The following is a 25,306-nucleotide window of genomic DNA, read 5'->3' on the forward strand; positions in this document are numbered from 1 at the left end:
CCGATGTTCAGTTTCTTCAAGAAAAAACCACCTGCCGATGCCCCGGTGACACCGGCCCCGCCGCCGACCGCCGAACCCGCGCCGCCCCCGGCCGCGGAACCCGCACCGGCACGCTCGGTGTTCTCGCCGTCGAGCTGGTTCGGGTCGAAGCCTGCGGCGGAAGCACCTGCGCCCCCACCTGCACCCGCACCGACCCCCGAGCCGACACCGGCCGCGCCCGTGGTGGCGCCGGCGCCCGCGCCAGTTCCGGTCGCTGCACCAGCGCCGATCCCTGCGCCAGCGCCCGCCCCCGTTCCTGCACCCGCTCCTGTCATTGCGCCACCGCCGCCCCCTCCGGCGCCCGTGCCCGCACCGCCTCCCGCGCCGGTCGCTGTTGTCGCCGAACCGGCCCCCATCGCCACCGAGCGCAAGAGCTGGTTCGACAAGCTCAAGACCGGCCTGCGCAAGACCGGCACCGGCATCCAGGCCGTGTTCGTCAACGCGCAGATCGACGACGCGCTGTATGAAGAACTCGAATCGGCGCTGCTCATGGCCGACACCGGCGTCAAGGCCACCGAGTTCCTGCTCGACGACCTGAAGGTGCGCGTCAAGCGCCAGATGGCCACCGACGCATCGCAGGTCAAGCGCCTGCTGGCCGACGCCGTCACCGACCTGCTCAAGCCGCTTGAGAAGCCACTGGTCATCGGCGAATACACGCCCACCGTGATCATGGTGGCTGGCGTCAACGGCGCGGGCAAGACAACCTCCATCGGCAAGCTCACCAAGCACCTGGCCACCGAAGGCGCCTCGGTGCTGCTGGCCGCGGCCGACACCTTCCGGGCGGCGGCGCGCGAGCAGTTGCTGGTCTGGGCCGACCGCAACACCGTCGAGATCGTGAGCAACGAAGGCGGCGACCCCTCGGCCGTGAGCTTCGACGCGGTGAACGCCGGCAAGGCGCGCGGCAAGGACGTGGTGCTGGTCGACACGGCCGGGCGCCTGCCGACGCAGCTGCACCTGATGGACGAGCTCAAGAAGATCAAGCGCGTCGTCACCAAGGCCGACGCCACCGCACCGCACGAGGTGCTGCTGGTGATCGACGGCAACACCGGCCAGAACGCGCTGGCGCAGGTCAAGGCCTTCGACGAGACGCTGGGCCTCACGGGCCTCATCGTCACCAAGCTCGACGGCACCGCCAAGGGCGGCGTGCTGTGCGCCATTGCGCGCGAACGGCCCATTCCGGTGTACTTCATCGGCGTGGGCGAAAAGCTCGAGGACCTCGAGACCTTCAACGCGCGCGAGTTCGCGCAGGCATTGCTCGGCTGAGGCTTTCGCTTCGGATAAAAAAACGGCCCCCGGCTTCCGCCGGGGGCCGTCAGCTCCCTGTCTTTCTTATTTCTCCCTTGTATTCCCCCTGCGTGTGGCCTGTGCGGCGTCGCGCCTCGTGTGCGAAGGCACCGGTGGTCGACGCCTGCAACGCCCCCTGATTTCGCTTCCCTGAAACCCGAAATTACGACGGGAGGCGAACGCCCGGCAGTGCCAAAAGTCATTGCATGTGTGGCCAACCGATGGGATCGGCACGCAATGAACTACAACGTATTCACTTTCAGCCGCAGGCTGTGTGCCAAACGCTACGGTGCCGCCGCAAGCCCCGCCATGGCCTGCAGCAGCGCATCCGGCGCCACGGGCTTGAACAGCACGGGCACACCCGACTCGCGCACGCGCTGCAGGCGGTCGGGCGAGGTCTCGCCGGTGATCAGCAGCAGCGGCAGCTCGGTGCCCAGGTGCCGACTCAGGCGCAGGCCCACGTCGAGGCCGTCGACGCCGTCGGCCAGGCGGTAGTCGCACATCAGCAGGCCGAAGGGCCGGCCTTCGGCGCGGGCCTGGTGCAGCGCCTCGGCCGCGGCGGCCTCGTCGGCGACGGCGTGCGCATCGATCGCGTGCGAGCGCAGCAGGCCGGTCATGGCTTCGCGGATTTCAAGTTCGTCGTCCATCAGCAGCACGCGACCGGGCAGCGTGGCCGCGCGCCGACGTGCAGCCAGTTCGACACTGCCGGCCGGAAACGGGCCCACGAGCGCACTGACCTGCGGCGGCACGGTCGGCAGCACGACGCGAAAGTGCGTGCCGCGGCCCGGGCGCGAATGCATCTGCACCGGATGGCCCAGCAGCCGCGACAGGCGGCGCACGATCGACAGGCCGATGCCCAGGCCACGCGCGCGGTCGCGGCCCGGGTTATCGATCTGATAGAACTCTTCGAAGATGCGGTGCGACTGCTCGGGCGCGATGCCGATGCCGGTGTCGCGCACCTCGATCCACACGGTGTCGCCGCGGTCGCGCGCCGTGACGGTCACGCCGCCCTGCACGGTGTACTTGAGGGCGTTGTCCATCAGGTTGGACAGCATGCGGTGCAGCAGCTGCGGATCGCTGCGCACCCACAGGCCGCTGGCGCGCACGCGCAGCTGCAGCTCCTTCTGCTCGGCCTGCGCCGAGAAGGTGTGGTTGAGCGGCAGGAACAGCGCGTCGAGCTCCACCGGCTGCGGCGACGGCGTGATGACGCCGGCGTCGAGCCGGGACACATCGAGCATGGTGTCGAGCGACGCGCCCAGGGCGTTCACGGCGCGCATCAGGCGCTCCGCGTTGCGGCTCTCGGGGCGGCCCCGCAGTTCGTTCTCGAGCGCGGCACCGAACAGCGCGATGGCATGCAGGGGCTGGCGCAGGTCGTGGCTGGCGGCGCCGAGGAAGCGGGTCTTTTCTTCGCTGGCGCGCTCGGTGGCGGCGATCTGCTCACCCAGGCGCGCGGCCAGCGCTTCGTTCTCGAAACGCAACATGAGCGAGTCGGTCAGCAGCCGGTGCTGGCGCACGCCGGCGTGCAGCGTGAGCATCAGGTAGGCCGAGCCCGCCGCGGCCAGGAACAGGTGCAGGCCGTCGCCCTGCCAGGCCAGCGCGATGATCATGCCCAGCGACATGGGCAACGTGTAGCCGAACAGCGCGGGCTTGAGCGGCCACAGCGACTGCGCGGCGCGCGCGCAGCTGCCGACAATCACGGCCATCAGCAGCGAGGTCATGGGCAGGTTCTCGTGCGGCACGATGAACCAGGGCACCACCGCCGTGATCATGCTCACCAGCGTGACCATGCGCGAGATCTTGCGCGCCCAGTACGGGCTCTCGGAGGCCGGCTTGTCGGGCGTCCAGCGCGGCGTGAAGAAGACGTAGATGTCGACCGCCACCAGCGCCGCCATCCAGAACAGCAGGCGCGCATCGCTGAGCTGCGAGTAGATGATGCAGCCGAACACGATCACGAAGCCCAGGTGGGTCAGCGTGGAGATGCCGTAGGTGTCGTAGACCGAGCCGACGTGCTCGCGCAGCACGCGCTGGCCCAGCAGCTGGCCGGCGGCGGCGTCGCCGCGGCCCGCCAGCGTGGCGCCGCTCAACGCAGCATGCTGATCAGCTGGGCGCGCGAGCGCATGCCGAACAGCAGCAGGATGGTCGAGACATGGTTCTTCACCGTGCCCTCGCTCAGGTTGGCCAGTTGCGCGATCTCCTTGTTCGCCTTGCCTTCGAGCACCCACTGCAGCACCTGCATCTGGCGCGGCGTGAGTTCCTGCCAGGCGCTGGCGTGCGCGAACTCCGCGTACCCCGACAGCGACTTGGGCAGTGCCGCGGGCGGCAGCGGCTGCGGCGGCGTGCCGTCGGCCTCGAACAGGCCGCAGGCGCGGATGAAGCCCACCATCTCCTTCAGGTCGGCGGACTTGGGCAGGAAGGCACTGGCACCGAGCGCGAGCGCGCCCTGCGCCAGCGTGCTGTTGGCGGTGCCCGAGAGCACCACAACGCGCGCCGCCGGAAAGCGCAGGCGGAACTCGGCCAGGCCGCTGAGCCCGTGCGTGTCGGGCAGCGCGAGGTCGAGCAGCACGAGGCCGATGGCGACCTCATGCGCCGCGTAGAGCGCGAGCGCGTCGGCGATGTTGCCGGCCTCGAACACCGCGATGCGCGCGCCCGAGGTGGCGGCCTGGGCCTGCACCAGCGCACTCACGCCCAGGCGCAGCAGGTCATGGTCGTCCACCACCAGGATCGCGCCGGACACGCCGGCAGGCACACCGGTGTCGGCGAGGGGCGGCGGGGGTGCGGAGGGGGAGTCGAAAGAGGCCACGGATTTGATCTTAGCGGCGCAAGCCCCGCGCGACAGTGCCCTAAGTCATGGCGCCCGGCGCTCGTCCTCCCCCGGGACGACGCCACTTGCCATCGCCCGGCGCCGTGGGCACCATGAGACTCTTGCCGCAACGCACGGCGCCCCGGAGACCTGCCATGACCCACACTGCCGCCGCCCCGCTCGCCACCAGCGAGCGCAAGGTCGACCGCCTGCTCGCCCACTACGAGGAGAGCCACCGCCATCCGACCAACGAGCTGATCCACTTCGTGGCCATTCCCGCGATCATGCTGAGCATCGTCGGGCTGCTGTTCGCGATCCATCCGTGGGTGGCCTACGCCTTCGTGGCGGCCAGCCTCGTGTACTACGCCCTGCTGCGCTCGCCGGCCTTCCTCGTCACCATGCTGGCGCTCACGGTGCTGGCGCTGGTGGCGGTGCATGCGATGGGCACTGCGGTGGCGCCGGTGTCGGCAGCGATCTTCGTGGTGGCGTGGATCTTCCAGTTCGTCGGCCACAAGATCGAAGGCAAGAAGCCGTCGTTCTTCGAGGACATCCAGTACCTCTGGGTCGGTCCGCTGTTCGTGCTGTCGAAGTTGTTCGTCAAGCTCGGCATTCGCTGGTAGCCCCGCAGGCCCGGTCACGCCGGTGCGCAGCGTCCGCGCGCGAGGGCTCCTTCAAGGCGATGCGAGCGGCTCGGCCTCATAGGCCCGGTGCAGCAGTTCCACGAAAGCCGGCGCTGCCGGCAACACCACGTCGCCGATGCGGTGCACCGCCACGCCCGGCGTCCACGAGTTCATGACCACGGCGCCGGCCAGCGCAGGCAGGTCGGCCATCCGCAACACCTGGCTGCGCTGCGGGACACCGAGGCGTTCGAGCTGCCGGCGCACGATGCCCATCGTGGTGCCAGTCAGGATCTCGGCTTCGGGCCACACCACCGCCTCGCCGTCCCAGAAGGCCAGGTTCCAGATCGACGCCTCGCCGAGCCGGCCGTGCCGGTCGAGAAAGGCCGCGTCGCCGAAACCCTGCGCGACGGCCTGGCGCAGCAGCTGGGTCTTGGCGCCTTCGCCGACGTGCTTCACGGCCGGCAGGAAGCGCTCGTGTTCGATCGCGGCCAGGCTCAACGGGCCGGCGGGGCCGCTGGAAGGCGGGCCGATGCGGGCCAGCACCTCGGGCACCGCGTCGGCCGCGGTGAACTCGCCGGCCGGGGAGTAGACGGTGGCGGTCAGCGACAGGTCCGCCGGGCCGGCCGCGAGCGCCGCCCGCAGGTGGGCGCGCACCGTGTCGTCGGGCAGCGCCTGGCCGAACAGCGTCTGCGAGGCGAAGCGCAGCCGTGCCAGGTGGAGGTCGAGGCCCCTCACCCGGCCGTCGCGCACCTGCATGGCCGTGAAGTGGGCGTGGCCGGCGAAGGCGAGCGGGGCCAGGTCCGCGGCAGGCACCGGCTGGCCGTTGCGCTGTACGACGAAGGAAGGAGAAGGGACGCTGGCGGACATGGTTTCGTGGCTCCTGGAAGGGATGGATCATCAAGTTCCTGAACTATCCCGCGTTGACTTTCCTAAGAGAAACGAATAGTTTTTGGAAAATCATCAAAAACTATTTGAAGATCGATGCGCCCCAGACTGCTCCCCGGCACCCGCGCCCTGCGCACCTTCGAGGCCGCCGGGCGGCACCTGAACTTCACGCGGGCGGCCGAAGAAGTCGGGCTGACACCGGCGGCCGTGAGCCACCAGATCAAGGAGATCGAGGAGCAGCTCGGCATGGTGCTGTTCACGCGCACCAGCCGCAGCATCCGCCTCACGCCGGCCGGCGCCGTGTGGTTCGAGGCCACCGCCGACGCCCTCGACACCCTGCGCCGCGCCGCCGGCCGCGCCCGGCGCATGGCGCGCGGGGCGGCGACGCTGCGGCTGTCGACCAGCGCCCGTTTCGCGACCAACTGGCTGCTGCCGCGGTTGCCGCAGTTCCGCGCCGCCAACCCGGGGCTGGAACTGGGTTTCGATATTTCCGACACGCTGCGGGATTTCGACGCTGACGACATCGACGTGGCGATCCGCTTCGGCACCGGGCAGGACCCAGGCACGCGCGCACAGCGGCTGTTCGACACCGTCATCGTGCCGGTCTGCAGCCCCAGGCTGCTCGCCAGCGGGCCCCCGCTGGCAACGCCGCGTGACCTGCTCCAGCACACGCTGTGCTACGTCGACTGGAAGACCGACGGCATGGTCTGGCCGAACTGGCCGATGTGGATGGCCGCGGCCGGGATCGAGGGCTTCGACGACAGCCGCTGCATCGGCTTCGCCGACTCGAGCGACGTGGTGCGCGCCGTCACCGAGAGCGGCATGGTCGGCCTGGCCGACCTGGAGATGATCGCCGCCGACCTCGCCCAGGGCCGGCTGGTGCGGCTGTTCGACATCGGCGTGCCCATGGCGGCGGGCTACGCCTACCACCTGGTCTACCCGGAAGGCAGCGCCCAGGACCCGCGCATCCTGGCGTTCCAGGACTGGCTGCTCGGGCAAGCGGCACGGACTTGAAAAACGCCAAACGGCATACAAATATCCAACAAATCGCGACAAAAGCTATCGCAACGATAGAAACCCAAGGGAACCCTTGGCTTAGCACTCCCTCTAACCGAGTGCTAATATGGCCAACACAAAGGAGTTTCCCCTGATGACAACGCTGTCTGGAGTCTCTGCCAACCAGCTGGCCGTCGCCAACCCATGGTCGATGGTCCCCCCGCTGGGCAACCTGGATGCCTACATTTCGGCCGCCAACCGCCTGCCGCTGCTCACGCTCGAAGAAGAGCAGGGCTTCGCACGCAAGTTGCGCGACCAGAACGACCTCGAAGCTGCCGGTGCGCTGATCCTGTCGCACCTGCGCCTGGTCGTCTCCATTTCCCGCCAGTACCTGGGCTATGGGCTGCCGCACGGCGACCTGATCCAGGAAGGCAACGTCGGCCTCATGAAGGCCGTGAAGCGTTTCGACCCCGACCAGGGCGTGCGGCTGGTGAGCTACGCCATGCACTGGATCAAGGCCGAGATCCACGAATACATCCTGAAGAACTGGCGCATGGTCAAGGTCGCGACGACCAAGGCCCAGCGCAAGCTGTTCTTCAATCTGCGTTCGATGAAGCAGAGTTTCAAGGCCGACTCGGCCGCGGCCGACAACGGCACGCACCGGGAAACGCTGAGCCCCAACGAGGTCTCGCAGATGGCCACGCGCCTGAACGTGAAGCCCGAGGAAGTGCTCGAAATGGAAACCCGCCTGTCGGGCGGCGACGTGCTGCTCGATCCGGGTCCGTCCGATGACGGCGACGAAGGCTTCGGCCCCATCGCCTACCTGGCCGACGCCACGCAGGAACCGACCGCTTTGCTCGAATCGCAGCAGCGCGACCGCCTGTCGAGCGACGGCATCGCCACCGCCCTGGAGGCGCTGGACGACCGCAGCCGCCGCATCGTCGAAGAGCGCTGGCTCAAGGTCAACGACGACGGTTCGGGCGGCATGACGCTGCACGACCTGGCCGCGGTGTACGGCGTGAGCGCCGAGCGCATCCGCCAGATCGAAGTGGCGGCGATGAAGAAGATGAAGAAGGCACTGGCCGAGTACGCGTAAGCGTCACGACCGCCCTCCTCCACGAAAAAGCCCGGCAGTGCCGGGCTTTTTTTCGTTCAGGGGCGCTTCAGGGCGTCGACTTGGTCAGCGTGCGCAACGCCCGCTTCGCGATGTAGCGGGTCTCGGCAACTGGCGATTCGGCCACCCAGCGCGTGCACAGCGTCTCGACCCACTCGGGCTGCGTCTTGCTGGCGTCGTTGAGCCAGTTGGCGACCGAGTTCTGCACGTAGCGATGCGCGTCGGCGCGCAACGGCTCCAGCAGCGGCAGCGCCAGCCAGGGCTCGGCCTTCAGCGTCTCGATCTGCGCGCACCACACGCCGCGCGGGCGCGTGAGTTCACTGGCGAAGCGGCGCACGTTCGGATCGGCATCGGTCACCCAGGGCTGCAGCAGCGCCAGCGCCTCGTCGAGCGAGTCGATGACGCTGTCGCGCACCGCCATCCAGGCGAACTCGCGCACGCCGAAATGCGGGTCGGCGGCAAAGCGGCGCACGGCGTCGAGCTGGGCCGCCAGCGGCAGGCCCGACAGCGTGATCCACTGCACCGCCCAGCAGCGCGCCACGTCGCTGGCGTGCGTGGCCAGCCGGTGCGCCACGGCATCGCGCTCGGCGTGTTCGGCCGTCATGTCGTACAGCGCCCGCGCGATGTGGCTGTGGCGCTGCATGGGCTTGAAGGCAGCCAGCATGGCGAGCGTGTCGTCCAGCCGTTCGTGCGCCGCATCGAGGCCGACGTGGCCCGCCACGCTGCGTGCGAGCAGCGGCAGTTCGAGCGCAAGAAATTCGTTGAGGTTGACGGTCTCGAGCAGCCCGCCGTTCAGCGCGCCCAGCACCTCGGGCGGAATGAGTGCGATGCGGAAGGCGCCCTTGCGCGACTTCAGGTGCGCGACCGATGCGGCGTCCATGCCCGGGGCACCCGGCTCAGGACGCGAGCAGCGTCTTCAGGTCCGACACCATGGCCGGCACGCCCGCGCCGTAGCGCGCGTAGAGACGCAGCCGGCCCTGCGGGTCGTAGATGTAGCTGGCGGCCGAATGGTCCATGGCGTAGCTGGTCGGCGTCTTGCCCTCGACCTTCTTGTAGTAAACCTTGAAGTCTTTCGCGACGGCAGCGAGCTGCTCGGGCGTGGGGATGAGCGCCACGAAGCTCGGGTCGAACGCGCCCATGTAGGCCTTGAGCACCTCGGGCGTGTCGCGCGCCGGATCGACGGTGACGAACAGCACCTGCAGCTTGCTGCCGTCGGCGCCCAGCTGCTGCTTGACCTGCGCCATCTCGGTCATGGTGGTCGGGCAGACGTCGGGGCACTGCACGTAGCCGAAGAACAGCACCACCGCCTTGCCCTTGAAGTCGGCCAGCGTGCGCACCTTGCCGTCGGCGTTGGTGAGCGAGAAGTCTTTGGCGTAGTCGGCGCCCGTGATGTCGACCGCCTGGAAGCTCTGCTTCGGCTGCTCGCTGCAGGCCGAAAGGCCCAGGCCCAGCGTGGCCGAGGCGGCCACCCAGCCGGCCGTGGCGGCGATCGATTTCAGGGCATTGCGCTTGTTCATGGGCAGGTGAGGTCCGGTCAGCGGAGGTAATGGTCGACGAGCAACGCCGCGAACAGCACGCTCAGGTGGATGAGCGAAAACCGGAAGGTCTTGCGCGCCAGCGTGTCGGAGTAGTTGCGCCACAGCGCGAAGGCGTAGCCGGTGAAGCCGATGCTCACGCCGATGGCGACCACGAGGTAGAGCCAGCCGCTCATGCCGTAGATGAAGGGCATCAGGCAGGCCGCGAACAGGATGAAGGTGTACAGCAGCACCTGCAGCCGCGTGAACTCGTTGCCGTGCGTCACGGGCAGCATCGGCAGGCCGGCCTTGCGGTAGTCCTCGACGCGGTACAGCGCCAGCGCCCAGAAGTGCGGCGGGGTCCACAGGAAGATGATGAGGAACAGGATCAGCGCCTCGGGGCCGACGTCGCCCGTCATGGCGGCCCAGCCCAGCACCGGCGGCATGGCGCCCGAGGCGCCGCCGATCACGATGTTCTGCGGCGTCAGCGGCTTCAGGATGACGGTGTAGATCACCGCGTAGCCGACGAAGGTGGCAAAGGTGAGCCACATGGTCAGCGGATTGACCGTGAACCACAGCAGCGCCGAGCCGGCCGCGCACAGCAGCGCCGAGAACACCAGCGCCTGCATGTCGCTGAGCTGCCCGCGCGCCGTGGGGCGCCAGGCGGTGCGCTTCATCTTGGCGTCGATGCCCTTCTCGACCAGGCAGTTGAACGCAGCGGCGGCGCCAGCCACCAGCCAGATGCCGATGCACGCCAGCACGCCGCGCTGCACGTCGGCCCACGACGGCAGGCCGGGCACGGCCAGCACCATGCCGATGAGCGCGCAGAACACGATCAGCTGCACCACGCGCGGCTTGGTGAGCGCGTAGAACTGGCGCAGCACGTTGGCGGTGCTGGCGTGCTGAACAGGAATCGGGGTGCTCACGCGGTGGCTTTCTTCGGTTGGGGGGTGCCGCGCGCATTGTCGGCGGCGCGCGGAATCGGTGCAGCGGCGGCGCTTTCGCGGCGGCTCTCGCACAGCGCCCAGGTCAGGACCACGGCCAGCGCCGCGGCGCCGCCGGTGTGGAGCACGGCGGCGGCCAGCGGCCAGCCGAGCAGCACGTTGCCCAGGCCCGTGGCCAGCTGCAACAGCGCCAGGCCGGCCAGCCAGTGCGCCTGCGCGCGCAGTGCCTCGAGGCGACGCAGGCGCCAGGCCAGCAGGCCCAGCGCCACGAACACGGCATACGCCATGAGGCGGTGCACGTAGTGGATGGCGGTGAGGGCGGAAAAATCGAGCGGCTGGCCGTCGCCGGTCACGCCGAGGTGGCGCCAGATCTCGAAGCCCTGCGCGAAGTTCATCGGCGGCCACCAGCTGTCCTGGCAGGTCGGGAACTGCGTGCAGGCCAGCACCGCGTAGTTGGTGCTGACCCAGCCGCCGAGCGCGATCTGCAGCACCAGCAGCAGCGCCGTGGCGATCAGCCCATTGCGCAGGGCGGGCGACACGGCCGTGGGCAGGCGCTGCGCGGCCACCTGGCGGTAGCGCACGGCCTGGATGCACAGCAGCGCGAGCAGCACGATGGCGCCCATCAGGTGCATCGTGACGATGGCGGGGAACAGCTTCCAGGTGACGGTCATGGCGCCGAAGGCCCCTTGCAGACAGACCCAGACCAGTGTGGCTGCGGGCCACCAGGCGCTGAGCACGACGTGGTGGTGCGCGCTGTCGACCGGCGGCGCGGGCTGGCGCCGCTGGCGGCGGCGCACGATCCAGGTGGCGCCGGCCAGCGTGAGGATCAGCACCCCGACGCCGGTCGCGAGGTAGCGGTGGACCATCTCGATCCAGGCCTTGCTGTGCGTCACGGGGCCGGTCGGCTGGGCCGCCTGCGCCATGGCGATCTCGTGGCGCGCGCCGGCCGGGCTGGCGTTGCCGTAGCAGCCGGGCCAGTCGGGGCAGCCCAGGCCCGAATCGGTGAGCCGCGTGAAGGCGCCGAACAGCGTGAGGTCGAAGGTGAGGAACAGCGTGAGCACGGTCAGCGCATGCAACCGCCGCGCGGGGCCGGAGCCGGCGTTGCGGCGCCACACCCAGACCAGCGGTCCGAGCGCGAGCAGCACGCCGGCGCCCATCATCCAGGCGATCGGCGTGAGGTCGTAGAGGGAGCTCGTGTCCATGAGGCGGTGGTTGTTCGCGCGGGCTCAGCGGCCCGCTTCGTCCCACGACGACGAGGCGCGCAGCAGGCGGTCGATGTCGCGCTTGGCGCGGCTCGCGCCGGCGGCGTCCATGCGGGCCGGGAAACGCATCATCCAGTTGCCCATCGGATCGACCACGTAGAGGTGCTCGGACAGCGCGTGCCCTTGCACGGGCGCAAGCCAGCGGGCGAGTTGGTCGGCCGGCACGCGCAGCACGGTCGCGCCGTGCAGGCCGTTGGTCAGGCGCTCGGGCACGGGTGCCGCGTCGCTCACGAGCCAGACACGGTCGAGGCGGTCTTTCTCGCGGCCCAGGCTCTCGCGCAGCTGGCGCTGCAGGTACAGCTGCTGCTCGCACAGCGCGTCGCAGGCGGCGTCGGCCACCGCCACCAGCAGCCACTGGCCCTTGAGCGTGGCCAACTCCACCGGCGCGCCGCTGCGGTCGGTTGCCGTGAGGCGGGGCATCTCGTGCTGCGGATCGATCAGCTCGCCGTACACGCTGCGCCCCTCGGGCCGGATCACGTAGTAGGTGAAGTACGAGGCGATCACGGGTGCCGCGCACATCAGCAGCACGGCGATCATCTTCCAGCGCCCGTGGACGGTGCGGCGGTTCTCGGCCTCGTCCAGCGCCTGGCCCGGCGACGGCATCGAGTGCACGGTCAGGCCCAGCGGCTCGTCAGAGGCCGCGGCCATCGCGTGCGCGGCGCCGCGCGCGCCGGAAGGGGGAGATGAATTGGAACCAGACATAGAGGATGACAACGAGGGCCGACAGGCCGAACCACTGGAATGCGTAACCGTAGTGCCTCTCCAGGCCCAACGCCGGGGCCGGCCAGTCGCGCTGCAGGCCCTCGGACGCCGGCCCGCTCTGCTGCAGCGACACGTCGGTGCGCAGCGGCAGTTGGGTCTCGGCGCGGAATGCCTCCAGGTCGAGATTTTGCCGGATGGGGGAAGACCCCTGAATGCCCGGTGCCGGAGCGCTGGCGCCAGCAGCCGAGGGGGCCGGCGCAGCAGCCGATGCCGCGGGCGCCGGTGCGGCCGCAGTCTTCGCGCCGAGTTCGAACAGGTGGCTCGGCGGCGGCTCGATCAGCGCCGTGAGCTCGACGATGCCGGGCGGCGTCTCGACCACACCGAGCTGCGTGCGGTCGACGAAATTGCGCTGCACCCAGCCGCGCTGGACCATCACGGCCTGCTCGCTGCCTTCGAGCGCGAACGGTGTCAGCACGTAGAAGCCCGGCGTGCCGTGCATCTGGCGGTTGTCCAGGTAGACCGTCTGCGCCGTGAGCCACAGGCCGCGCAGGCGCACCGGCCGGTGCATTTCACCGGCTGCTTCGCCCAGCGCCAGGAACTCGGCCTGGAACAGCGGGGCTTTCTGCTTTTGCGCATCGATGCGGGCTTGCAGCGCTTCTTTCTGCGCGGCGCGCGACAGCTGCCAGCGGCCCAGCGACACGGTGGCGGCCAGCGCCAGCACGGCCGCCAGCGTCACGACCAGGAAACGGCCCCGGCCCACGCGGCGGCGCGGCGTGGCAGAGGAAACGAGAGGCTCGGAAGGCTCGAGGGTCACTGGAGCGGACGGGGCGTGCGGCCGATAATGCGGGTCATGAAATATTTCGTCGCCCTGATCTTTCTGGGCATCTTCGCGAGCCTCGCTTTCGCGCTCTACTTCATGCTGAAGGACGGTCGCGACGGGCAGAACAAGCGCGGCGGCATGGCCCGCGCCCTCACCTTTCGGATCGGCCTGTCGGTCTTTTTGTTCCTGTGCATGCTGCTGGCCTGGAAACTCGGCTACATCCAGCCCACCGGGCTCCCGCTCGGGAAGTAACAGATGGTGCTCGTTCCACGAGAACCATGAAAAAGGCGCCTTACGGCGCCTTTTTTCTGGAATGCCGTGAGGTTCTTCGCTCAAAGCCAATAGACCAGCACGTACAGGCCCAGCCAGACCACGTCCACGAAGTGCCAGTACCACGCAGCGCCTTCGAAGCCGAAGTGGCGCTCAGCCGTGAAGTGGCCCTTCTGCAGGCGCAGCGTGATGAACAGCAGCATCAGCATGCCGATGAACACGTGCAGGCCGTGGAAGCCGGTCAGCATGAAGAAGGTCGAACCGTAGGTGCCCGAGCTGAGCTTCAGGTTCAGTTCGGTGTACAGGTGGAAGTACTCGTAGCCCTGCACGCCCAAGAAGATCACGCCCAGCAGCACGGTGAGCCACATGAAGCGGATGCACTGGGCGCGGTGGTCGGCGCGCAGCGCGTGGTGGGCGATGGTCAGCGTCACGCCCGAGCTCAGCAGCAGCGCGGTGTTGATGGTCGGCAGCCAGAACGGGCCGACGGTCTGGAAGGGCTCGATGATGCCGGCCGGCGAACCGGTCACGCCGGCGGCGACGCTGGGCCACACGGCCTTGAAGTCGGGCCAGAGGATCGCGTTGTCCAGGCTGCCGAGCGTCGGCAGCGCGTGGGTGCGGGCCCACCACAGCGCCGTGAAGAAGGCGCCGAAGAACATCACTTCCGAGAAGATGAACCAGCTCATGCTCCAGCGGTACGAGAGGTCGATCTTGTGGCCGTACTGGCCGCTCTCGCTCTCGCCGACGGCAGCGCGGAACCACACGAAGAGCGTGCCGAGCCAGATCACCATGCCCAGCAGCAGCGACCAGGCGCCCCACTGGTGGCTGTTGATCCATTGCCCCGCGCCGAGGATCACGAAGAACAAGCCGATCGCGGACACGACCGGGTAGGCCGAGGGTCCGGGCACGAAGTAGTAGGGCGTGGTGCCGTGGGTGGTTGAACTCATATCAGCTCCTGGCTTTCTTTCTTCTCTCGATTCAATGATTCTGGAGATCGTGGTTTTTTTGTCTTCGGCTCAGCAGGCAGCGCTCAGGCGGCCGCGACCACATGCCGCACCAGCAGCACCAGCCCGACCACGAAGACGATCACTGCGGCAAACGCCACCACGATGACGTGCAGCGGATTGAGCTTGCCCAGGTCTTCCTTGTAGGCGCTGTTGCGGCGCACCCCGAAGAACGACCAGCCCACCGCCTTCATCGTGTCCCACAGCGTGGGCTTGCGGCGCGGGGCTTCGGGCGGCAACGACGAGGTCACGAGCGCGGCTCATCGGCGACAACATGCGAAACGGCGGCCACCGGGGCCGGAGGCGTCTTGCCGCCCACCTCGAAGAAGGTGTACGACAGTGTGATGGTCTTGACGTCCTTCGAGATCTTCGGATCGATCACGAAGGCGACCGGCCACTGCTTCTTCTCGCCCGCGTCGAGCGTGTACTGGTTGAAGCAGAAGCACTCGAGCTTGTTGAAGTGCGCCGCTGCCTGCTGCGGTGCGTAGCTCGGGATGGCCTGTGCGGCCATGCGGCGGTTCTGCGTGTTCTGGAACTCGTACATCACCGTGTTCAGTTGGCCCGGGTGCACTTCGATGAAGCGCTCGGCCGGCTTGAAGTCCCAGAGGCCACCGCGCACGTTGGAGTCGAACTCGACCTTGATCGTACGGGTCATGTCGACCTGCGTGTTGTCCGGCACGCGCACGTTCTTGGCGCCGCTGGCGCCGCCCGGCACCTGGAGCTCGGAGAGCGCGAGGATGTTGATGCCGGTCATCTCGCAGATGGCGCGGTACATCGGCACCAGCGCATAGCCGAAGGCGAACATGCCGCAGGTCACGACGGCCAGCTTGCCGACCATGCGGACATTGGCGCGGCGGATGCGTTGACCGAGGCTCATGCTGTTGCTTCCGTTCGGGGGGTGCGATGCGGCGCGGTCAGCGACCGCTGAACCAGACCATGCGGACGATGAAGCCGATGAAGAAGATCACCGCGATGGAGGCCAGCGTGAGCCCCATGCGTCGGTTGTTCTTTCTTTGTTCAGGCGTCGTCATCGTCGTGCGGTCGTTGTGCTTGTCCGGCGTGCGCGGGTGATCAGCCGATCACCTTGGTGGCGGTCACGTCGAGCTTGGGCGGGTTCTCGAAGGTGTGGAACGGGGCCGGCGACGGCACTTCCCACTCGAGGCCTTCGGCCGCTTCCCAGGGCTTCTGGGCCGCTGCTTCACCCTTGCCGCGCATCGAAGGCAGCACGATGAACAGGAAGAAGTAGACCTGAGCGAAGCCGAAGAAGAACGCACCCACCGAGGCGATGGCGTTGAAGTCGGCGAACTGCATGGGGTAGTCGGCGTAGCGACGCGGCATGCCGGCCAGACCCAGGAAGTGCATCGGGAAGAAGGTGACGTTGAACGAGATCAGCGACCACCAGAAGTGGACCTTGCCGCGCGTTTCGTTGTACATCACGCCGGTCCACTTGGGCGCCCAGTAGTAGAAGCCCGAGAACATGGCGAACAGCGAGCCGGCCACCAGCACGTAGTGGAAGTGGGCCACCACGTAATACGTGTCCTGCAGCTGCGTGTCGATCGGTGCGACCGCGAGGATCAGGCCGGTGAAGCCGCCCATCGTGAACACGAAGATGAAGCCGACCGCGAACAGCATGGGCGTCTCGAAGGTCATCGAGCCCTGCCACATCGTGGCGATCCAGTTGAAGATCTTCACGGCCGTGGGCACGGCGATCAGCATGGTCGCGTACATGAAGAACAGCTGGCCCGTGAGCGGCATGCCGGTCGTGAACATGTGGTGGGCCCACACGATGAACGACAGGATGGCGATCGACGAGGTGGCGTACACCATCGAGGCGTAACCGAAGAGCTTCTTGCGGGCGAAGGCCGGGACCACCTGGCTGATGATGCCGAAGGCCGGCAAGATCATGATGTAGACCTCGGGGTGGCCGAAGAACCAGAAGATGTGCTGGTACATCACCGGGTCGCCGCCGCCGGCGGGGTTGAAGAAGCTGGTGCCGAAGTGGCGGTCGGTCAGCGTCATTGTGATGGCGCCTGCGAGCACGGGCATCACGGCGATCAGCAGATAGGCGGTGATGAGCCAGGTCCAGCAGAACATCGGCATCTTCATCAGCGTCATGCCGGGGGCGCGCATGTTGAGGATGGTGACGATGATGTTGATCGAACCCATGATCGACGAGGCGCCCATGATGTGCATCGCGAAGATGCCGGCGTCCATCGAGGGGCCCATCTGCAGCGTGAGCGGGGCGTACAGCGTCCAGCCGGCCGCGGGCGCGCCGCCGGGCATGAAGAACGAACCCGCCAGCATGATGGCCGCCGGGATCAGCAGCCAGAAGCTGAAGTTGTTCATGCGCGCGAACGCCATGTCGGACGCGCCGATCTGCAGCGGGATCATCCAGTTCGCGAAGCCCACGAAGGCCGGCATGATCGCGCCGAACACCATGATCAGGCCGTGCATGGTGGTGAACTGGTTGAACAGCTCGGGGTTCACCAGCTGCAGGCCGGGCTGGAACAGCTCGGCGCGGATCAGCAGGGCGAGCACGCCGCCGATCATCAGCATCGTGAAGCTGAACAGCAGGTAGAGCGTGCCGATGTCCTTGTGGTTGGTCGCGAACACCCAGCGGCGCCAGCCGGTGGGCGCGTGGTGATCGTGATGCTCGTCGTGTGCGTGGCCGCCGGGGGCGTGACCGTGGGGGTCGAGGACTGCGCTCATGTCGTTGTTCCTTGCAATTTCTTCTTCGCGGGGCGCCGTCAGATCACTTGCCGCGCAGGGCCAGCACTTCAGCCGGTTGCACCAGCTGGCCCGTCTTGTTCGACCAGCTGTTCTTGGTGTACGTGGCCACGGCCGCGAGGTCGGTGTCGCTCAGCTGCTTCCAGGCAGGCATGGCACCGTTGTTCTGGCCATTGAGCAGCACCAGCAGCTGCACCTTGTGGTCGGAATCGGTCACCTTGGCTGCGCCGTCGAGCGGCTTGATCGGGCCTGCGCCCTTGCCGTTGGCCTGGTGGCAGGCCGCGCAGTTGGCGGCGTAGACCTTCTCGCCGCGTGCCAGCATGTCGGGCAGCGTCCAGACCTTGGTCGGGTCGTCGAGCTTGGCGGCGGCTTCCTTGCGCTTGGTGGCGACCCAGGCGGTGTAGTCGGCAGCCGACAGCACCTTCACGTGGATCGGCATGTAGGCGTGTTCCTTGCCACACAGTTCCTGGCACTGGCCGTAGTAGTCGCCCACGGTCTCGGCGCGGAACCAGGTGTCGCGCACGAAGCCGGGAATGGCGTCCTGCTTGAGGCCCAGCTGCGGCACGGCGAAGGCGTGGATCACGTCGTTCGCGGTGGTGATGATGCGGACCTTCTTCTGCACCGGCACGACCATCGGGTTGTCGACCTTGAGCAGGTAGTCGTCGGGCATGGCGCCCTTGGCACCGGCGTCGGACATGGCGCGCTGCGAGCTGTCCAGCGTGGAGATGAAGGCCAGGCCCTCACCTTCGCCGTTCAGGTAGTCGTAGCCCCACTTCCACTGGTAGCCCGTGGTCTTGATCGTGAGGTCGGCGTTCGTGGTGTCCTTCTGGGCCACGAGCACCTTGGTGGCGGGCAGCGCCATCACGATCACGATGAGGAAGGGCACGATGGTCCAGATGACCTCGACCACCACCGATTCATGGAAGTTCGCGGCCTTGTGGCCCACCGACTTGCGGTGCTTCCAGATGGAATAGAACATCACCGCGAACACGGCGACGAAGATGACCGTGCAGATGATCATCATGATCGTGTGGAGCAGATGCTGCTCCTGCGCGATCTTGGTCACGCCGACCGGAAGATTCAGCTGGCGCACCGCGGGGCCGCCGGGCAGATCGTTGACTGCGTGCGCCGCGTTGCTGAACGCCGCGCCGGCCGCCAGCAACAGATTCGCCGGCCTGTACTTATTGCGCCAAATGCTCTTCATCGTGTTCACGTTTCTTCAATTTTTCGAAAACCCAACCGTGCAGCACCGCGCGAGCCCCCTCAGGCGCCACGCAACGCCATGCGAATCTCGCGCGCCAGTGCGGCTCGCAACTCCGGGCGTACATAGCGCCCCACCCTGACCGATCGACCTTGCCCCGAGACCTCGATCAGCGAACGATCGCCGGTCTGCGGTTCGATCCGCACCTGGTGCGGAAGAAATTCCGTGCGTTCGTAGTGCCCACCGTTCTCGAGCTCCACGACGAGGCGCCCGCCCTGCAGCGCGATCCGTTCGCCATCGGTGGCATGCCGCGCGTACATCATGAACGCAAAGCCCACCGCGGCCAGTTCGAGCCAGGCGAATGGCAATACCAGCGGCGCACCGTGCAGCCAGAACACCATGCCCGTTCCCAGAGATACCACGCACAGCGAGGCGTAGAGCCAGCCCAGCTGGCTCGGCGTCACCGAGCAATTGCGTTTCAGGAACCAGTGGATGTTCTGGCCTGAGACGGTGGCAAAACGAAACACGGAATTCGACACGGGCGAGTTCAGCAAATCGGTGCGTCGATGGTGGCCAAACCCCTCGTACAAACAGGATCCGACACCCCTCGATCACGGGACAATACCCGCGAGTTTCACGCAACGGCGGATTGTAGCGGGTAGAGCGCGAGCCCCGCGCACCGAATGAGGGCTGCCGGGTCGCTCAGGCGCCAGGGCGGCCGCGCTGGAGCATCGATCGCATCTCGCGCAGCGAGACCGCACTCTCGGGCGACAGCGCGACGCGCGGCGTCGGCTTGAAGGCGTGACCGTAGATGACCTCGAAGGTCAGCGCGATGCGGCCCTCGCCTTCCGCGGCCGGCGCCAGTTCGGGCAGGGCCTGCTTGAGCGCGCGGTGCCAGGCCTTGCCGCGCAGTGCGGGAAAGCGCGCCGGATGCAGGTTGCGCCCCAAGGTGCGCAGCTCGGCCAGGGCGGCCTCGGGGGTGGCCCAGGTGAGCACGATGCGCTCCATGTCCATCACCGGCTCGGCGAAGCCGGCATGCACGAGCATGTCGCCCCAGTCGTGCATGTCGGTGTATTCATGGCCGGCGGCGGGCCAGCCGAGCCGGGCGTGCAGGGCGCGCAGCTCGCGCACGGTGTCCGGGCCCAGGCAGGAGAACATCAGGAAGCCGTTGGTCGCGACCAGCCGGTGCCACTGCGCGATCAGCGCCTCGGGGTCGGCCGCCATGTGCAGCGACATGTTGGCCCAGAGCAGGTCGACGCCGTCTTCGGGCGTTGCGTCGAAGCGGGCCTTGCCGCCCTGCCAGCGGCGCGCGCTCCACCAGGGCGCGGTCAGCGCCTCGCCGGTCCGGTCGGCCAATGCGGGTTCGGATTCGATGACGAAGGCTTCGGCGTCGCGGTAGCGGCGGGCCAGCAGCGCGTGGGCTTCGAGGCCGCCGCGCAGCGGCGACCAGTCGGCCCAGGTGCGGGGCTGGGCCTTGATCCATTGCAGCCGGTCTTCCATCCGGCGGCCGATTTCCTCGTGCAGCCAGGGCGAGCCCTCGGCGGGCGCGAGCCGGCGCCAGCGGTCGGCCGCCGTGGGATCGATGGTCGGCGGTCTTCTTGCGGGGTCGGTGGCCATGGGGCCGTGAGTATATTGAGGCATGTACAACCGCCGGGCCCTGAGGCCTTTCACCTCGCTGCTCGCGCGGCTGCCCAGCCAGTGCGAGGTCTGCCGCGCCTGGCCGGCGCAGCGCGTGTGCGACGCCTGCGTGGCCCGCTTCGCGCCGCCGACCCCGCGCTGCGGCGGCTGCGCACTGCCGATGCCCGAGGGCGTGGCGCGCTGCGGCGAATGCATCCAACACCCGCCGCCGCTCGACGCCTGCCTCACCGCCTGCACCTACGCGTGGCCGTGGCCCGACTGCATCGCCCAGTTCAAGTTTCGCGGCGAGGCGGGCTGGGCCGGCCCGCTGGCCACCCTGCTGCGCAGCGCGCCGTGGGTGGAGCCAGCGCTGGAACAGTGCGACCTCGTGCTGCCGATGCCGCTGGCGCCCGGACGCCTGGCCGAGCGCGGCTTCAACCAGGCGCACGAGCTCGCGCGCCGGCTGGCACCGGCCAAGACCGACGCCACCCTGCTGCTGCGCACGCGCGACACGCCCGCGCAGAGCGGCCTGCCGCGCGCCGACCGGCTGCGCAACCTGCGCGGCGCCTTCGCCGTGGAACCGCTGCGCGCCGACGGCCTGCGGGGGCGGCGCGTGGTGCTGGTGGACGACGTGATGACCAGTGGCGCCTCGCTGTTCGCCGCGGCCGCCACCTTGCGCCTGGCGGGTGCGGCGCACATCACCGGCGTGGTGCTGGCGCGGACCGACCCGCCGCGCTGAAGCCATCGACGGCGCCCGCGACAATCGGCGCATGTTCCATATCGTCCTGGTCCACCCCGAAATTCCGCCGAACACCGGCAACGTGATCCGGCTCGCGGCCAACACCGGCTGCACGCTGCACCTGGTGGAGCCGCTCGGCTTTTCGATGGACGACCGCCTGCTGCGCCGCGCCGGGCTCGACTACCACGAGTACGCCGAGGTCAAGCGCCACGCCGACTGGGCCGCGCTGCTGGCCACGCAGCAGCCGCCGGCCGAGCGCATGTTCGCGCTGACCACGCGCGGCACCCGCGCCGTGCACGACGTGCGCTTCCAGCCCGGCGACTGGCTGGTGTTCGGCTCGGAAACCGCCGGCCTGCCGCCGCCGATCCGCGACGGCTTTGCCGAGGCGCAGCGCCTGCGGCTGCCGATGCGTGCCGGCCAGCGCAGCCTGAATCTGTCGAACGCGGTGGCGGTCACGGTGTTCGAGGCCTGGCGGCAAAACGGTTTCGCCTGACAGCCCTTCGCGCGGCAGGGGCACATCCGATCGGTGCTGCGCGGCGTATGGGAAGGCATGCCGGTGATTCGCACCGGCATCCGCCCCCTCAACGCTGACTGCCAAGGAGTCCCACCATGCACACCACCCTGCGCCTGATCACGATCGCCGCCCTCGCCTGCGCCGGCGGCGCCCATGCTTTCCAGGGCGAGCAGAACCCGCTGCCGCCCGCGCCCTTCCAGTCGTCGCTGACGCGCGCCCAGGTCCAGCAGCAAGCCCTGCAGCCGCTGCAGATCAGCAACGGCGGCACCGGCGTGGCCCGCCCGACCGCGGGCAACGTCGACCGCGCGGCGGTGCGCGCGAGCGCCGTCGGCATCACCCGGCAGGGCGCGGCCACCTACGGCGAGGTCACCGACCGCCGGATGTAAGTAGAGAGAAGAAGAAAAAGTCCGCTCAGGGAAAACGGCGCACCACCGACTCGGCGACGCACGCCGGCTTGGCGGCGCCTTCGAGTTCGATGGTGGTTTCCCAGGTCATCTGCAGGCCGTCGTTGGGAATCGGCTCGGCGCTCAGCAGCTTCATGCGCGCGCGCAGGCGCTGGCCCACCGGCACCGGCGACATGAAGCGCACGCGGTTCAGGCCGTAGTTCACGCCCATGCGCGACTCGACCACGTCGATGGCCGTCTCGAAGAACTTCGGCAGCAACGACAAGGTGAGAAACCCGTGCGCGATCGGCGCGCCGAAGGGGCCAGACTTGGCCCGCTCCACATCGACGTGGATCCACTGGTGGTCGCCCGTCGCCTCGGCGAACTGGTTGACCTGCTGCTGCGTCACGCTGATCCAGTCGCTCACGGCGACTTCCTGGCCGACGCAGGCGGCGAGATCCTGAAGGGTCTGGAATGTCTTTTTGGTCATGCGGGGCATTCTGGTGCCAAGGGCACAAGGCTGGCTGTCGGACTTGCGACAACCGGGGATCAGGGAAATCCGGGGTCAGTTCAGGCGTCGAGCCATTCGCAGATCGGCGCCCACTGGTCTAGGTCGCGCTGCACGCGGCCCGGCGCGATGTCGAACAGCGTGAGCCCGCGCGCGGCCAGCTGAACATAGTTCTGCGTGTCGCGCAGCTCGCCCAGCACGGGCACGCCCAGCCCGGCGATGAACTCGTGCAGCCGGTCGGCCGCCAGCGTGCGGGCGTTCACGCGCATGCCGACCAGGCCGATGCGGGTCTTCTCGGCGCGGCGGCTTTCCAGCAGGCGGTCGAGGAAATCGCGCGTGGCGTAGATGTCGAAGATGCTCGGCTGCAGCGGCACGATCACGCGGTCGGCCAGCGCCAGCACCTCCTTGAAACGCCAGCCGTGCAGGCCGGCGGGCGTGTCGAGCACCGCATGCGTGGTGCCGCGCGGCGGGCGCACCACGGTGCTGTCGCCGGTGGCTTCCCAGGTGACGATGGGGCGGGCCTGCGGCGGGCGCAGGCCGAGCCACAGCCGCGAGGACTGCTGGCGGTCCACGTCGCCGAGCATCACGGCATGGCCGCGGCTCGCGAAGTAGCCCGCGATGTTCGTTGCAATCGTCGACTTGCCCACGCCTCCCTTGGGATTGGCGACCAGAACCACCGGCATGAGGATCTCCTCCAGAACGGGAACAGGGCTGGATGGTAGTCGCCCCGGGTTGCGCGTCGGCGACGGCGGGCCGTCTGCGTTATGTTCGCCACATGACGACAACAACATCCACGGAGAACCCCGCCAGCATCTATGTGCTGGCGGCCCACCCCCACTGGCGCGACTCGCGCGTGAACCGCCGGCTGTTCGCCGCGGCGCAGCGCGTGCCCGGCGCCGAGGTGAACGACCTGTACGGCAGCTACCCCGATTTCGCCATCGACGTCGAGGTCGAACGCGAGCGGCTGGCGCGCGCGGACCTGGTGGTACTGCTGCACCCGATCCAGTGGTACTCGATGCCGCCCCTGCAAAAGCTCTGGGTCGACGACGTGCTGGGCTACGGCTGGGCCTACGGCCCCGGCGGCACCGCGCTGCAGGGCAAGGACTGCTGGCTGGTCGCCACCACCGGCGGCCCCGAGCCGAGCTACCACCCGCAAAGCTACAACCGCTACTTCTTCGACGCCTTCCTGCCGCCCTACGAGCAGACCGCCGCGCTGTGCGGCATGCGCTTCCTGCCGCCGCTGCTGCTGCATGGCGCCCGCCGCGCCAGCGAGGCCGAGGTGGCCGCGCATGTCGAGGTGTTCGTGCAACGCCTGGAAAGCTACCCGGTGTGGCCGGAGATGGACGAGCTCGACGCCTGCATCGCCTGCCCGGTGCCCGAGACCGACCGCCCCGCCGAATCCGACGACGTGGGCCAGGTGATGGCCGGCGCGTTCCACAGCGCGATGACGCACGGCCTGGCCGTCGCCAACGGCAGCAACAGCACCCACAAGGCGGCCTGAGCATGGAACACGCACCCGCCTGGCTGACCAGCAGCCTGATCTACCTGAGCGCCGCCGTGCTGGTGGTGCCGCTGTCCAAGGCCCTGGGCCTGGGCTCGATCATCGGCTACCTCGTGGCCGGCATCGCCATCGGCCCCTGGGGCCTGGGCCTCGTGTCCAGCGTCGAAGACGTGCTGCATTTCGCCGAGTTCGGCGTGGTGCTGATGCTGTTCCTCGTGGGCCTCGAGCTCGAGCCCAAGCGCCTGTGGAGCCTGCGCCGCCCGATCTTCGGCTGGGGGTCGGCGCAGGTGCTCAGCTGCGCGGCGGTGCTGTTCGCCGTCGGCTGGGCCGTGGGCGCGCCGTGGCGCGTGGCGCTGGTGGCCGCCCTCGGGCTGGCGCTGTCGTCCACCGCCATCGCGCTGCAGGTGTTCGGCGAACGCAACCTGCTGAAGACGCCCAGCGGCCAGGCCGGCTTCTCGATCCTGCTGTTCCAGGACGTGGCGGCGATCCCGATCCTTGCGCTGCTGCCGCTGCTGGCCGGTGCCACGGCGGCCGAGCAGGCCGTGAGCGGCCTGGACCGCGCGCTCGAGGCGCTGAAGATCGTCGGCGTGATCGCCGGCATCATCCTCGGCGGCCGGCTGCTGCTGCGCCCGATCCTGCGCTGGATCGCGCGCAGCGACACGCCCGAGATCTTCACCGCCGCCGCGCTGCTGCTGGTGGTGGCCATCGCGGCGCTGATGCAGTTCGTCGGGCTGTCGATGGCGCTGGGTGCCTTCCTTGCCGGCGTGCTGCTGGCCGAAAGCGAGTACCGGCGCGAGCTCGAGACCGATATCGAGCCCTTCAAGGGCCTGCTGCTCGGGCTGTTCTTCATCGCGGTGGGCATGTCGATCAACTTCGGCGTGCTGCTGGCCAACCCGGGGGTCATGGCCTTGCTGGTGGTGAGCTTCCTGGTCATCAAGCTGGTGGTGATCTACGCACTGGCCAAGGCCATGGGCCTGGCCTACCAGGAGCGGCCGGTGTTCACGCTGCTGCTGGCGCAGGGCGGCGAGTTCGCCTTCGTGGTGTTCCAGGCCGCCGGGCCCGACGTGCTGCCGCCGCAGACCACCTCGCTGCTGATCGGCGCGGTGGCGCTGTCGATGCTGCTGTCGCCGCTCTTGCTGGTGTTGCTCGACAAGTTCGTGCTGCCGCGCTACAGCCACGCGGGCGGGCCGCAGCTGGAGGAAATCTCGGAGCAGCAGGACGCCAAGGTGCTGATCTGCGGCTTCGGCCGCTACGGCCAGATCGTCGGTCGCCTGCTGATGTCGCAGGGCCTGCGCGTGACGGTGCTCGACCACGACGCCGACACCGTCGAAGGCCTGCGCCAGTTCGGCTTCCGGGTGTTCTACGGCGACGCCACGCGGCTGGACCTGCTACGCACCGCCGGCGCGGGCACGGCGCGCGCCATCGTGGTGGCGGTGGACGACATCGAGCAGTCGCTGGACATCGTCGACCTGGTGCGCGAGAACTTCCCGCAGGCGCGCATCATTGCGCGCGCACGCAACGTGACCCACCTGTTCCAGCTGCGCGACCGCGGCGTGCAGGACATCGAGCGCGAGGTGTTCGAGTCGTCGCTGCGCAGCGCGCGCTCGGCGCTGGAGGCGCTGGGCTGGCCGGCGGCCGAGGCGCGCGAGGCGTCGATGCGTTTCCGCCAGCGAAACCTCAAGCTCAGCGACGAGATCTACCCGCACTACAAGGACCGCGCCAAGCTGATCGCCGCCAACAAGGCGGGCCGCCAGCAGTTCGAGGAACAGATGGCCCGCGAGCGCGAGGAGCGCAAGCTGCGCTCGGGCCAGGACTGGGACCGGCTCGGCGAAGACGAACCAGCGGGCGAAGCGAAGGCGCCCTGA

Annotated in this window: 29 protein-coding genes; 10 read left to right on the forward strand and 19 right to left on the reverse strand. The window is 68.6% G+C overall.

What is annotated here, in order from left to right:
- Nucleotides 1-3 precede the first annotated feature (3 nt).
- Nucleotides 4-1,302: a signal recognition particle-docking protein FtsY gene (gene ftsY, locus ACAM42_RS27585; protein WP_369630059.1), complete on the forward strand. Its 1,299-nt coding sequence runs from the start codon at nucleotides 4-6 to the stop codon at nucleotides 1,300-1,302.
- 305 nt (nucleotides 1,303-1,607) lie between these two features.
- Here the strand turns inward: ftsY and ACAM42_RS27590 are convergent, their stop codons facing one another.
- Both ACAM42_RS27590 and ACAM42_RS27595 read right to left on the reverse strand, forming a co-directional pair.
- The gene (locus tag ACAM42_RS27590) at nucleotides 1,608-3,407 is read right to left on the reverse strand and encodes an ATP-binding protein (RefSeq protein ID WP_369630060.1); all 1,800 of its coding nucleotides are present in this window, start codon (nucleotides 3,405-3,407) and stop codon (nucleotides 1,608-1,610) included.
- Complete coding sequence (locus ACAM42_RS27595) at nucleotides 3,404-4,123, reverse strand: response regulator transcription factor (protein ID WP_307637523.1); 720 nt, start codon at nucleotides 4,121-4,123, stop codon at nucleotides 3,404-3,406. Before ACAM42_RS27595 ends, ACAM42_RS27590 begins: the two co-directional genes overlap by 4 nt.
- Before the next feature lie 155 nt (nucleotides 4,124-4,278).
- On the opposite strand from ACAM42_RS27595, the gene ACAM42_RS27600 reads away from it, so the two are divergent.
- Nucleotides 4,279-4,743, forward strand: coding sequence for a DUF962 domain-containing protein (locus tag ACAM42_RS27600; RefSeq protein ID WP_144004491.1), 465 nt, complete (start codon nucleotides 4,279-4,281; stop codon nucleotides 4,741-4,743).
- Between the two features lie 51 nt (nucleotides 4,744-4,794).
- Here ACAM42_RS27600 and ACAM42_RS27605 read toward each other — a convergent pair whose 3' ends face one another.
- A complete protein-coding gene (locus tag ACAM42_RS27605) occupies nucleotides 4,795-5,610 on the reverse strand; it encodes an aminotransferase class IV family protein (protein ID WP_369630061.1) in 816 nt (271 codons plus the stop codon).
- Between the two features lie 114 nt (nucleotides 5,611-5,724).
- On the opposite strand from ACAM42_RS27605, the gene ACAM42_RS27610 reads away from it, so the two are divergent.
- Both ACAM42_RS27610 and rpoH read left to right on the forward strand, forming a co-directional pair.
- The gene (locus tag ACAM42_RS27610) at nucleotides 5,725-6,642 is read left to right on the forward strand and encodes a LysR substrate-binding domain-containing protein (protein ID WP_369630062.1); all 918 of its coding nucleotides are present in this window, start codon (nucleotides 5,725-5,727) and stop codon (nucleotides 6,640-6,642) included.
- Between the two features lie 136 nt (nucleotides 6,643-6,778).
- Entirely contained in the window at nucleotides 6,779-7,720 is a 942-nt protein-coding gene (gene rpoH / locus ACAM42_RS27615) for an RNA polymerase sigma factor RpoH (protein WP_369630063.1), read from the forward strand.
- A 67-nt stretch (nucleotides 7,721-7,787) separates the two neighbouring features.
- Here rpoH and ACAM42_RS27620 read toward each other — a convergent pair whose 3' ends face one another.
- Genes ACAM42_RS27620 through ACAM42_RS27645 form a run of 6 tightly spaced genes read right to left on the reverse strand, consistent with a single transcriptional unit; the run spans nucleotide 7,788 to nucleotide 12,920 of the window.
- Complete coding sequence (locus ACAM42_RS27620) at nucleotides 7,788-8,618, reverse strand: DNA alkylation repair protein (RefSeq protein WP_159275429.1); 831 nt, start codon at nucleotides 8,616-8,618, stop codon at nucleotides 7,788-7,790.
- Between the two features lie 16 nt (nucleotides 8,619-8,634).
- Nucleotides 8,635-9,255, reverse strand: coding sequence for an SCO family protein (locus ACAM42_RS27625; protein ID WP_369630064.1), 621 nt, complete (start codon nucleotides 9,253-9,255; stop codon nucleotides 8,635-8,637).
- A 17-nt stretch (nucleotides 9,256-9,272) separates the two neighbouring features.
- On the reverse strand, nucleotides 9,273-10,178 hold the full coding sequence (cyoE, locus tag ACAM42_RS27630) for a heme o synthase (RefSeq protein WP_159272988.1): 906 nt from the start codon (nucleotides 10,176-10,178) through the stop codon (nucleotides 9,273-9,275).
- On the reverse strand, nucleotides 10,175-11,398 hold the full coding sequence (locus tag ACAM42_RS27635) for a heme A synthase (RefSeq protein WP_369630065.1): 1,224 nt from the start codon (nucleotides 11,396-11,398) through the stop codon (nucleotides 10,175-10,177). Before ACAM42_RS27635 ends, cyoE begins: the two co-directional genes overlap by 4 nt.
- A gap of 24 nt (nucleotides 11,399-11,422) precedes the next feature.
- A complete protein-coding gene (locus ACAM42_RS27640) occupies nucleotides 11,423-12,106 on the reverse strand; it encodes a hypothetical protein (RefSeq protein ID WP_159275428.1) in 684 nt (227 codons plus the stop codon).
- On the reverse strand, nucleotides 12,090-12,920 hold the full coding sequence (locus tag ACAM42_RS27645; protein ID WP_369632811.1) for an SURF1 family protein: 831 nt from the start codon (nucleotides 12,918-12,920) through the stop codon (nucleotides 12,090-12,092). The genes ACAM42_RS27640 and ACAM42_RS27645 overlap by 17 nt, the downstream gene beginning before the upstream one ends.
- 81 nt (nucleotides 12,921-13,001) lie before the next feature.
- On the opposite strand from ACAM42_RS27645, the gene ACAM42_RS27650 reads away from it, so the two are divergent.
- Nucleotides 13,002-13,232, forward strand: coding sequence for a twin transmembrane helix small protein (locus ACAM42_RS27650; RefSeq protein ID WP_062481367.1), 231 nt, complete (start codon nucleotides 13,002-13,004; stop codon nucleotides 13,230-13,232).
- An 80-nt stretch (nucleotides 13,233-13,312) separates the two neighbouring features.
- Here the strand turns inward: ACAM42_RS27650 and ACAM42_RS27655 are convergent, their stop codons facing one another.
- The 8 genes from ACAM42_RS27655 to ACAM42_RS27690 all read right to left on the reverse strand — a co-directional run bounded on the left by ACAM42_RS27655 (nucleotide 13,313) and on the right by ACAM42_RS27690 (nucleotide 19,796).
- Nucleotides 13,313-14,194, reverse strand: coding sequence for a cytochrome c oxidase subunit 3 (locus ACAM42_RS27655; RefSeq protein ID WP_062481365.1), 882 nt, complete (start codon nucleotides 14,192-14,194; stop codon nucleotides 13,313-13,315).
- Nucleotides 14,195-14,277: 83 nt separating this feature from the next.
- A complete protein-coding gene (locus tag ACAM42_RS27660; RefSeq protein ID WP_082818316.1) occupies nucleotides 14,278-14,445 on the reverse strand; it encodes a DUF2970 domain-containing protein in 168 nt (55 codons plus the stop codon).
- Between the two features lie 53 nt (nucleotides 14,446-14,498).
- On the reverse strand, nucleotides 14,499-15,128 hold the full coding sequence (locus tag ACAM42_RS27665; RefSeq protein ID WP_095950886.1) for a cytochrome c oxidase assembly protein: 630 nt from the start codon (nucleotides 15,126-15,128) through the stop codon (nucleotides 14,499-14,501).
- A 37-nt stretch (nucleotides 15,129-15,165) separates the two neighbouring features.
- Nucleotides 15,166-15,282, reverse strand: coding sequence for a cytochrome oxidase small assembly protein (locus ACAM42_RS27670; protein WP_217493469.1), 117 nt, complete (start codon nucleotides 15,280-15,282; stop codon nucleotides 15,166-15,168).
- 40 nt (nucleotides 15,283-15,322) lie between these two features.
- On the reverse strand, nucleotides 15,323-16,960 hold the full coding sequence (gene ctaD / locus ACAM42_RS27675) for a cytochrome c oxidase subunit I (protein ID WP_369630066.1): 1,638 nt from the start codon (nucleotides 16,958-16,960) through the stop codon (nucleotides 15,323-15,325).
- Between the two features lie 43 nt (nucleotides 16,961-17,003).
- Complete coding sequence (gene coxB, locus ACAM42_RS27680; RefSeq protein WP_062481354.1) at nucleotides 17,004-18,182, reverse strand: cytochrome c oxidase subunit II; 1,179 nt, start codon at nucleotides 18,180-18,182, stop codon at nucleotides 17,004-17,006.
- A 59-nt stretch (nucleotides 18,183-18,241) separates the two neighbouring features.
- Nucleotides 18,242-18,718 carry a DUF2244 domain-containing protein gene (locus ACAM42_RS27685; RefSeq protein ID WP_056578078.1) on the reverse strand — a complete coding sequence of 159 codons (477 nt, stop codon included), beginning with the start codon at nucleotides 18,716-18,718 and terminating at the stop codon, nucleotides 18,242-18,244.
- Between the two features lie 163 nt (nucleotides 18,719-18,881).
- Entirely contained in the window at nucleotides 18,882-19,796 is a 915-nt protein-coding gene (locus ACAM42_RS27690; RefSeq protein ID WP_062481352.1) for a trans-aconitate 2-methyltransferase, read from the reverse strand.
- A 22-nt stretch (nucleotides 19,797-19,818) separates the two neighbouring features.
- Here ACAM42_RS27690 and ACAM42_RS27695 point away from each other — a divergent pair, with 22 nt between their 5' ends.
- The 3 genes from ACAM42_RS27695 to ACAM42_RS27705 all read left to right on the forward strand — a co-directional run bounded on the left by ACAM42_RS27695 (nucleotide 19,819) and on the right by ACAM42_RS27705 (nucleotide 21,435).
- Complete coding sequence (locus ACAM42_RS27695) at nucleotides 19,819-20,535, forward strand: ComF family protein (protein ID WP_369630067.1); 717 nt, start codon at nucleotides 19,819-19,821, stop codon at nucleotides 20,533-20,535.
- A 31-nt stretch (nucleotides 20,536-20,566) separates the two neighbouring features.
- Entirely contained in the window at nucleotides 20,567-21,028 is a 462-nt protein-coding gene (gene trmL, locus ACAM42_RS27700) for a tRNA (uridine(34)/cytosine(34)/5-carboxymethylaminomethyluridine(34)-2'-O)-methyltransferase TrmL (protein ID WP_095746695.1), read from the forward strand.
- 116 nt (nucleotides 21,029-21,144) lie between these two features.
- The gene (locus tag ACAM42_RS27705; protein WP_095746696.1) at nucleotides 21,145-21,435 is read left to right on the forward strand and encodes a DUF4148 domain-containing protein; all 291 of its coding nucleotides are present in this window, start codon (nucleotides 21,145-21,147) and stop codon (nucleotides 21,433-21,435) included.
- 25 nt (nucleotides 21,436-21,460) lie between these two features.
- On the opposite strand, the gene ACAM42_RS27710 is transcribed toward ACAM42_RS27705, so the two are convergent.
- Both ACAM42_RS27710 and ACAM42_RS27715 read right to left on the reverse strand, forming a co-directional pair.
- Complete coding sequence (locus ACAM42_RS27710) at nucleotides 21,461-21,931, reverse strand: MaoC family dehydratase (RefSeq protein ID WP_099792714.1); 471 nt, start codon at nucleotides 21,929-21,931, stop codon at nucleotides 21,461-21,463.
- A gap of 71 nt (nucleotides 21,932-22,002) precedes the next feature.
- The gene (locus tag ACAM42_RS27715; RefSeq protein WP_369630068.1) at nucleotides 22,003-22,623 is read right to left on the reverse strand and encodes an AAA family ATPase; all 621 of its coding nucleotides are present in this window, start codon (nucleotides 22,621-22,623) and stop codon (nucleotides 22,003-22,005) included.
- A gap of 92 nt (nucleotides 22,624-22,715) precedes the next feature.
- On the opposite strand from ACAM42_RS27715, the gene ACAM42_RS27720 reads away from it, so the two are divergent.
- The gene (locus tag ACAM42_RS27720) at nucleotides 22,716-23,441 is read left to right on the forward strand and encodes an NAD(P)H-dependent oxidoreductase (RefSeq protein ID WP_369630069.1); all 726 of its coding nucleotides are present in this window, start codon (nucleotides 22,716-22,718) and stop codon (nucleotides 23,439-23,441) included.
- A gap of 2 nt (nucleotides 23,442-23,443) precedes the next feature.
- Nucleotides 23,444-25,306, forward strand: a complete 1,863-nt coding sequence (kefC, locus tag ACAM42_RS27725; RefSeq protein ID WP_070061960.1) for a glutathione-regulated potassium-efflux system protein KefC — start codon at nucleotides 23,444-23,446, stop codon at nucleotides 25,304-25,306.

Origin of the sequence: Variovorax sp. V35 (assembly GCF_041154465.1) — a bacterium.
GTDB classification, from domain to species: Bacteria; Pseudomonadota; Gammaproteobacteria; order Burkholderiales; family Burkholderiaceae_C; genus Variovorax; species Variovorax boronicumulans.

Excerpts from the sequence above, each read along its gene's own strand:
- ACAM42_RS27625 (WP_369630064.1), bottom strand. The coding sequence starts at position 9,255 with ATGAACAAGCGCAATGCCCTGAAATCGATCGCCGCCACGGCCGGCTGG.
- ACAM42_RS27635 (WP_369630065.1), bottom strand. The coding sequence starts at position 11,398 with ATGGACACGAGCTCCCTCTACGACCTCACGCCGATCGCCTGGATGATG.
- ACAM42_RS27605 (WP_369630061.1), bottom strand. The coding sequence starts at position 5,610 with ATGTCCGCCAGCGTCCCTTCTCCTTCCTTCGTCGTACAGCGCAACGGC.
- ACAM42_RS27665 (WP_095950886.1), bottom strand. The coding sequence starts at position 15,128 with ATGAGCCTCGGTCAACGCATCCGCCGCGCCAATGTCCGCATGGTCGGC.
- rpoH (WP_369630063.1), top strand. The coding sequence starts at position 6,779 with ATGACAACGCTGTCTGGAGTCTCTGCCAACCAGCTGGCCGTCGCCAAC.
- ACAM42_RS27650 (WP_062481367.1), top strand. The coding sequence starts at position 13,002 with ATGCGGGTCATGAAATATTTCGTCGCCCTGATCTTTCTGGGCATCTTC.
- ACAM42_RS27610 (WP_369630062.1), top strand. The coding sequence starts at position 5,725 with ATGCGCCCCAGACTGCTCCCCGGCACCCGCGCCCTGCGCACCTTCGAG.
- kefC (WP_070061960.1), top strand. The coding sequence starts at position 23,444 with ATGGAACACGCACCCGCCTGGCTGACCAGCAGCCTGATCTACCTGAGC.
- ACAM42_RS27705 (WP_095746696.1), top strand. The coding sequence starts at position 21,145 with ATGCACACCACCCTGCGCCTGATCACGATCGCCGCCCTCGCCTGCGCC.
- ACAM42_RS27620 (WP_159275429.1), bottom strand. The coding sequence starts at position 8,618 with ATGGACGCCGCATCGGTCGCGCACCTGAAGTCGCGCAAGGGCGCCTTC.
- ACAM42_RS27715 (WP_369630068.1), bottom strand. The coding sequence starts at position 22,623 with ATGCCGGTGGTTCTGGTCGCCAATCCCAAGGGAGGCGTGGGCAAGTCG.
- ACAM42_RS27720 (WP_369630069.1), top strand. The coding sequence starts at position 22,716 with ATGACGACAACAACATCCACGGAGAACCCCGCCAGCATCTATGTGCTG.
- ACAM42_RS27710 (WP_099792714.1), bottom strand. The coding sequence starts at position 21,931 with ATGCCCCGCATGACCAAAAAGACATTCCAGACCCTTCAGGATCTCGCC.
- ACAM42_RS27600 (WP_144004491.1), top strand. The coding sequence starts at position 4,279 with ATGACCCACACTGCCGCCGCCCCGCTCGCCACCAGCGAGCGCAAGGTC.
- ACAM42_RS27695 (WP_369630067.1), top strand. The coding sequence starts at position 19,819 with ATGTACAACCGCCGGGCCCTGAGGCCTTTCACCTCGCTGCTCGCGCGG.
- coxB (WP_062481354.1), bottom strand. The coding sequence starts at position 18,182 with ATGAAGAGCATTTGGCGCAATAAGTACAGGCCGGCGAATCTGTTGCTG.
- ctaD (WP_369630066.1), bottom strand. The coding sequence starts at position 16,960 with ATGAGCGCAGTCCTCGACCCCCACGGTCACGCCCCCGGCGGCCACGCA.
- ACAM42_RS27690 (WP_062481352.1), bottom strand. The coding sequence starts at position 19,796 with ATGGCCACCGACCCCGCAAGAAGACCGCCGACCATCGATCCCACGGCG.
- ACAM42_RS27640 (WP_159275428.1), bottom strand. The coding sequence starts at position 12,106 with ATGGCCGCGGCCTCTGACGAGCCGCTGGGCCTGACCGTGCACTCGATG.
- ftsY (WP_369630059.1), top strand. The coding sequence starts at position 4 with ATGTTCAGTTTCTTCAAGAAAAAACCACCTGCCGATGCCCCGGTGACA.
- ACAM42_RS27670 (WP_217493469.1), bottom strand. The coding sequence starts at position 15,282 with ATGACGACGCCTGAACAAAGAAAGAACAACCGACGCATGGGGCTCACG.
- trmL (WP_095746695.1), top strand. The coding sequence starts at position 20,567 with ATGTTCCATATCGTCCTGGTCCACCCCGAAATTCCGCCGAACACCGGC.
- ACAM42_RS27660 (WP_082818316.1), bottom strand. The coding sequence starts at position 14,445 with ATGAAGGCGGTGGGCTGGTCGTTCTTCGGGGTGCGCCGCAACAGCGCC.
- ACAM42_RS27655 (WP_062481365.1), bottom strand. The coding sequence starts at position 14,194 with ATGAGTTCAACCACCCACGGCACCACGCCCTACTACTTCGTGCCCGGA.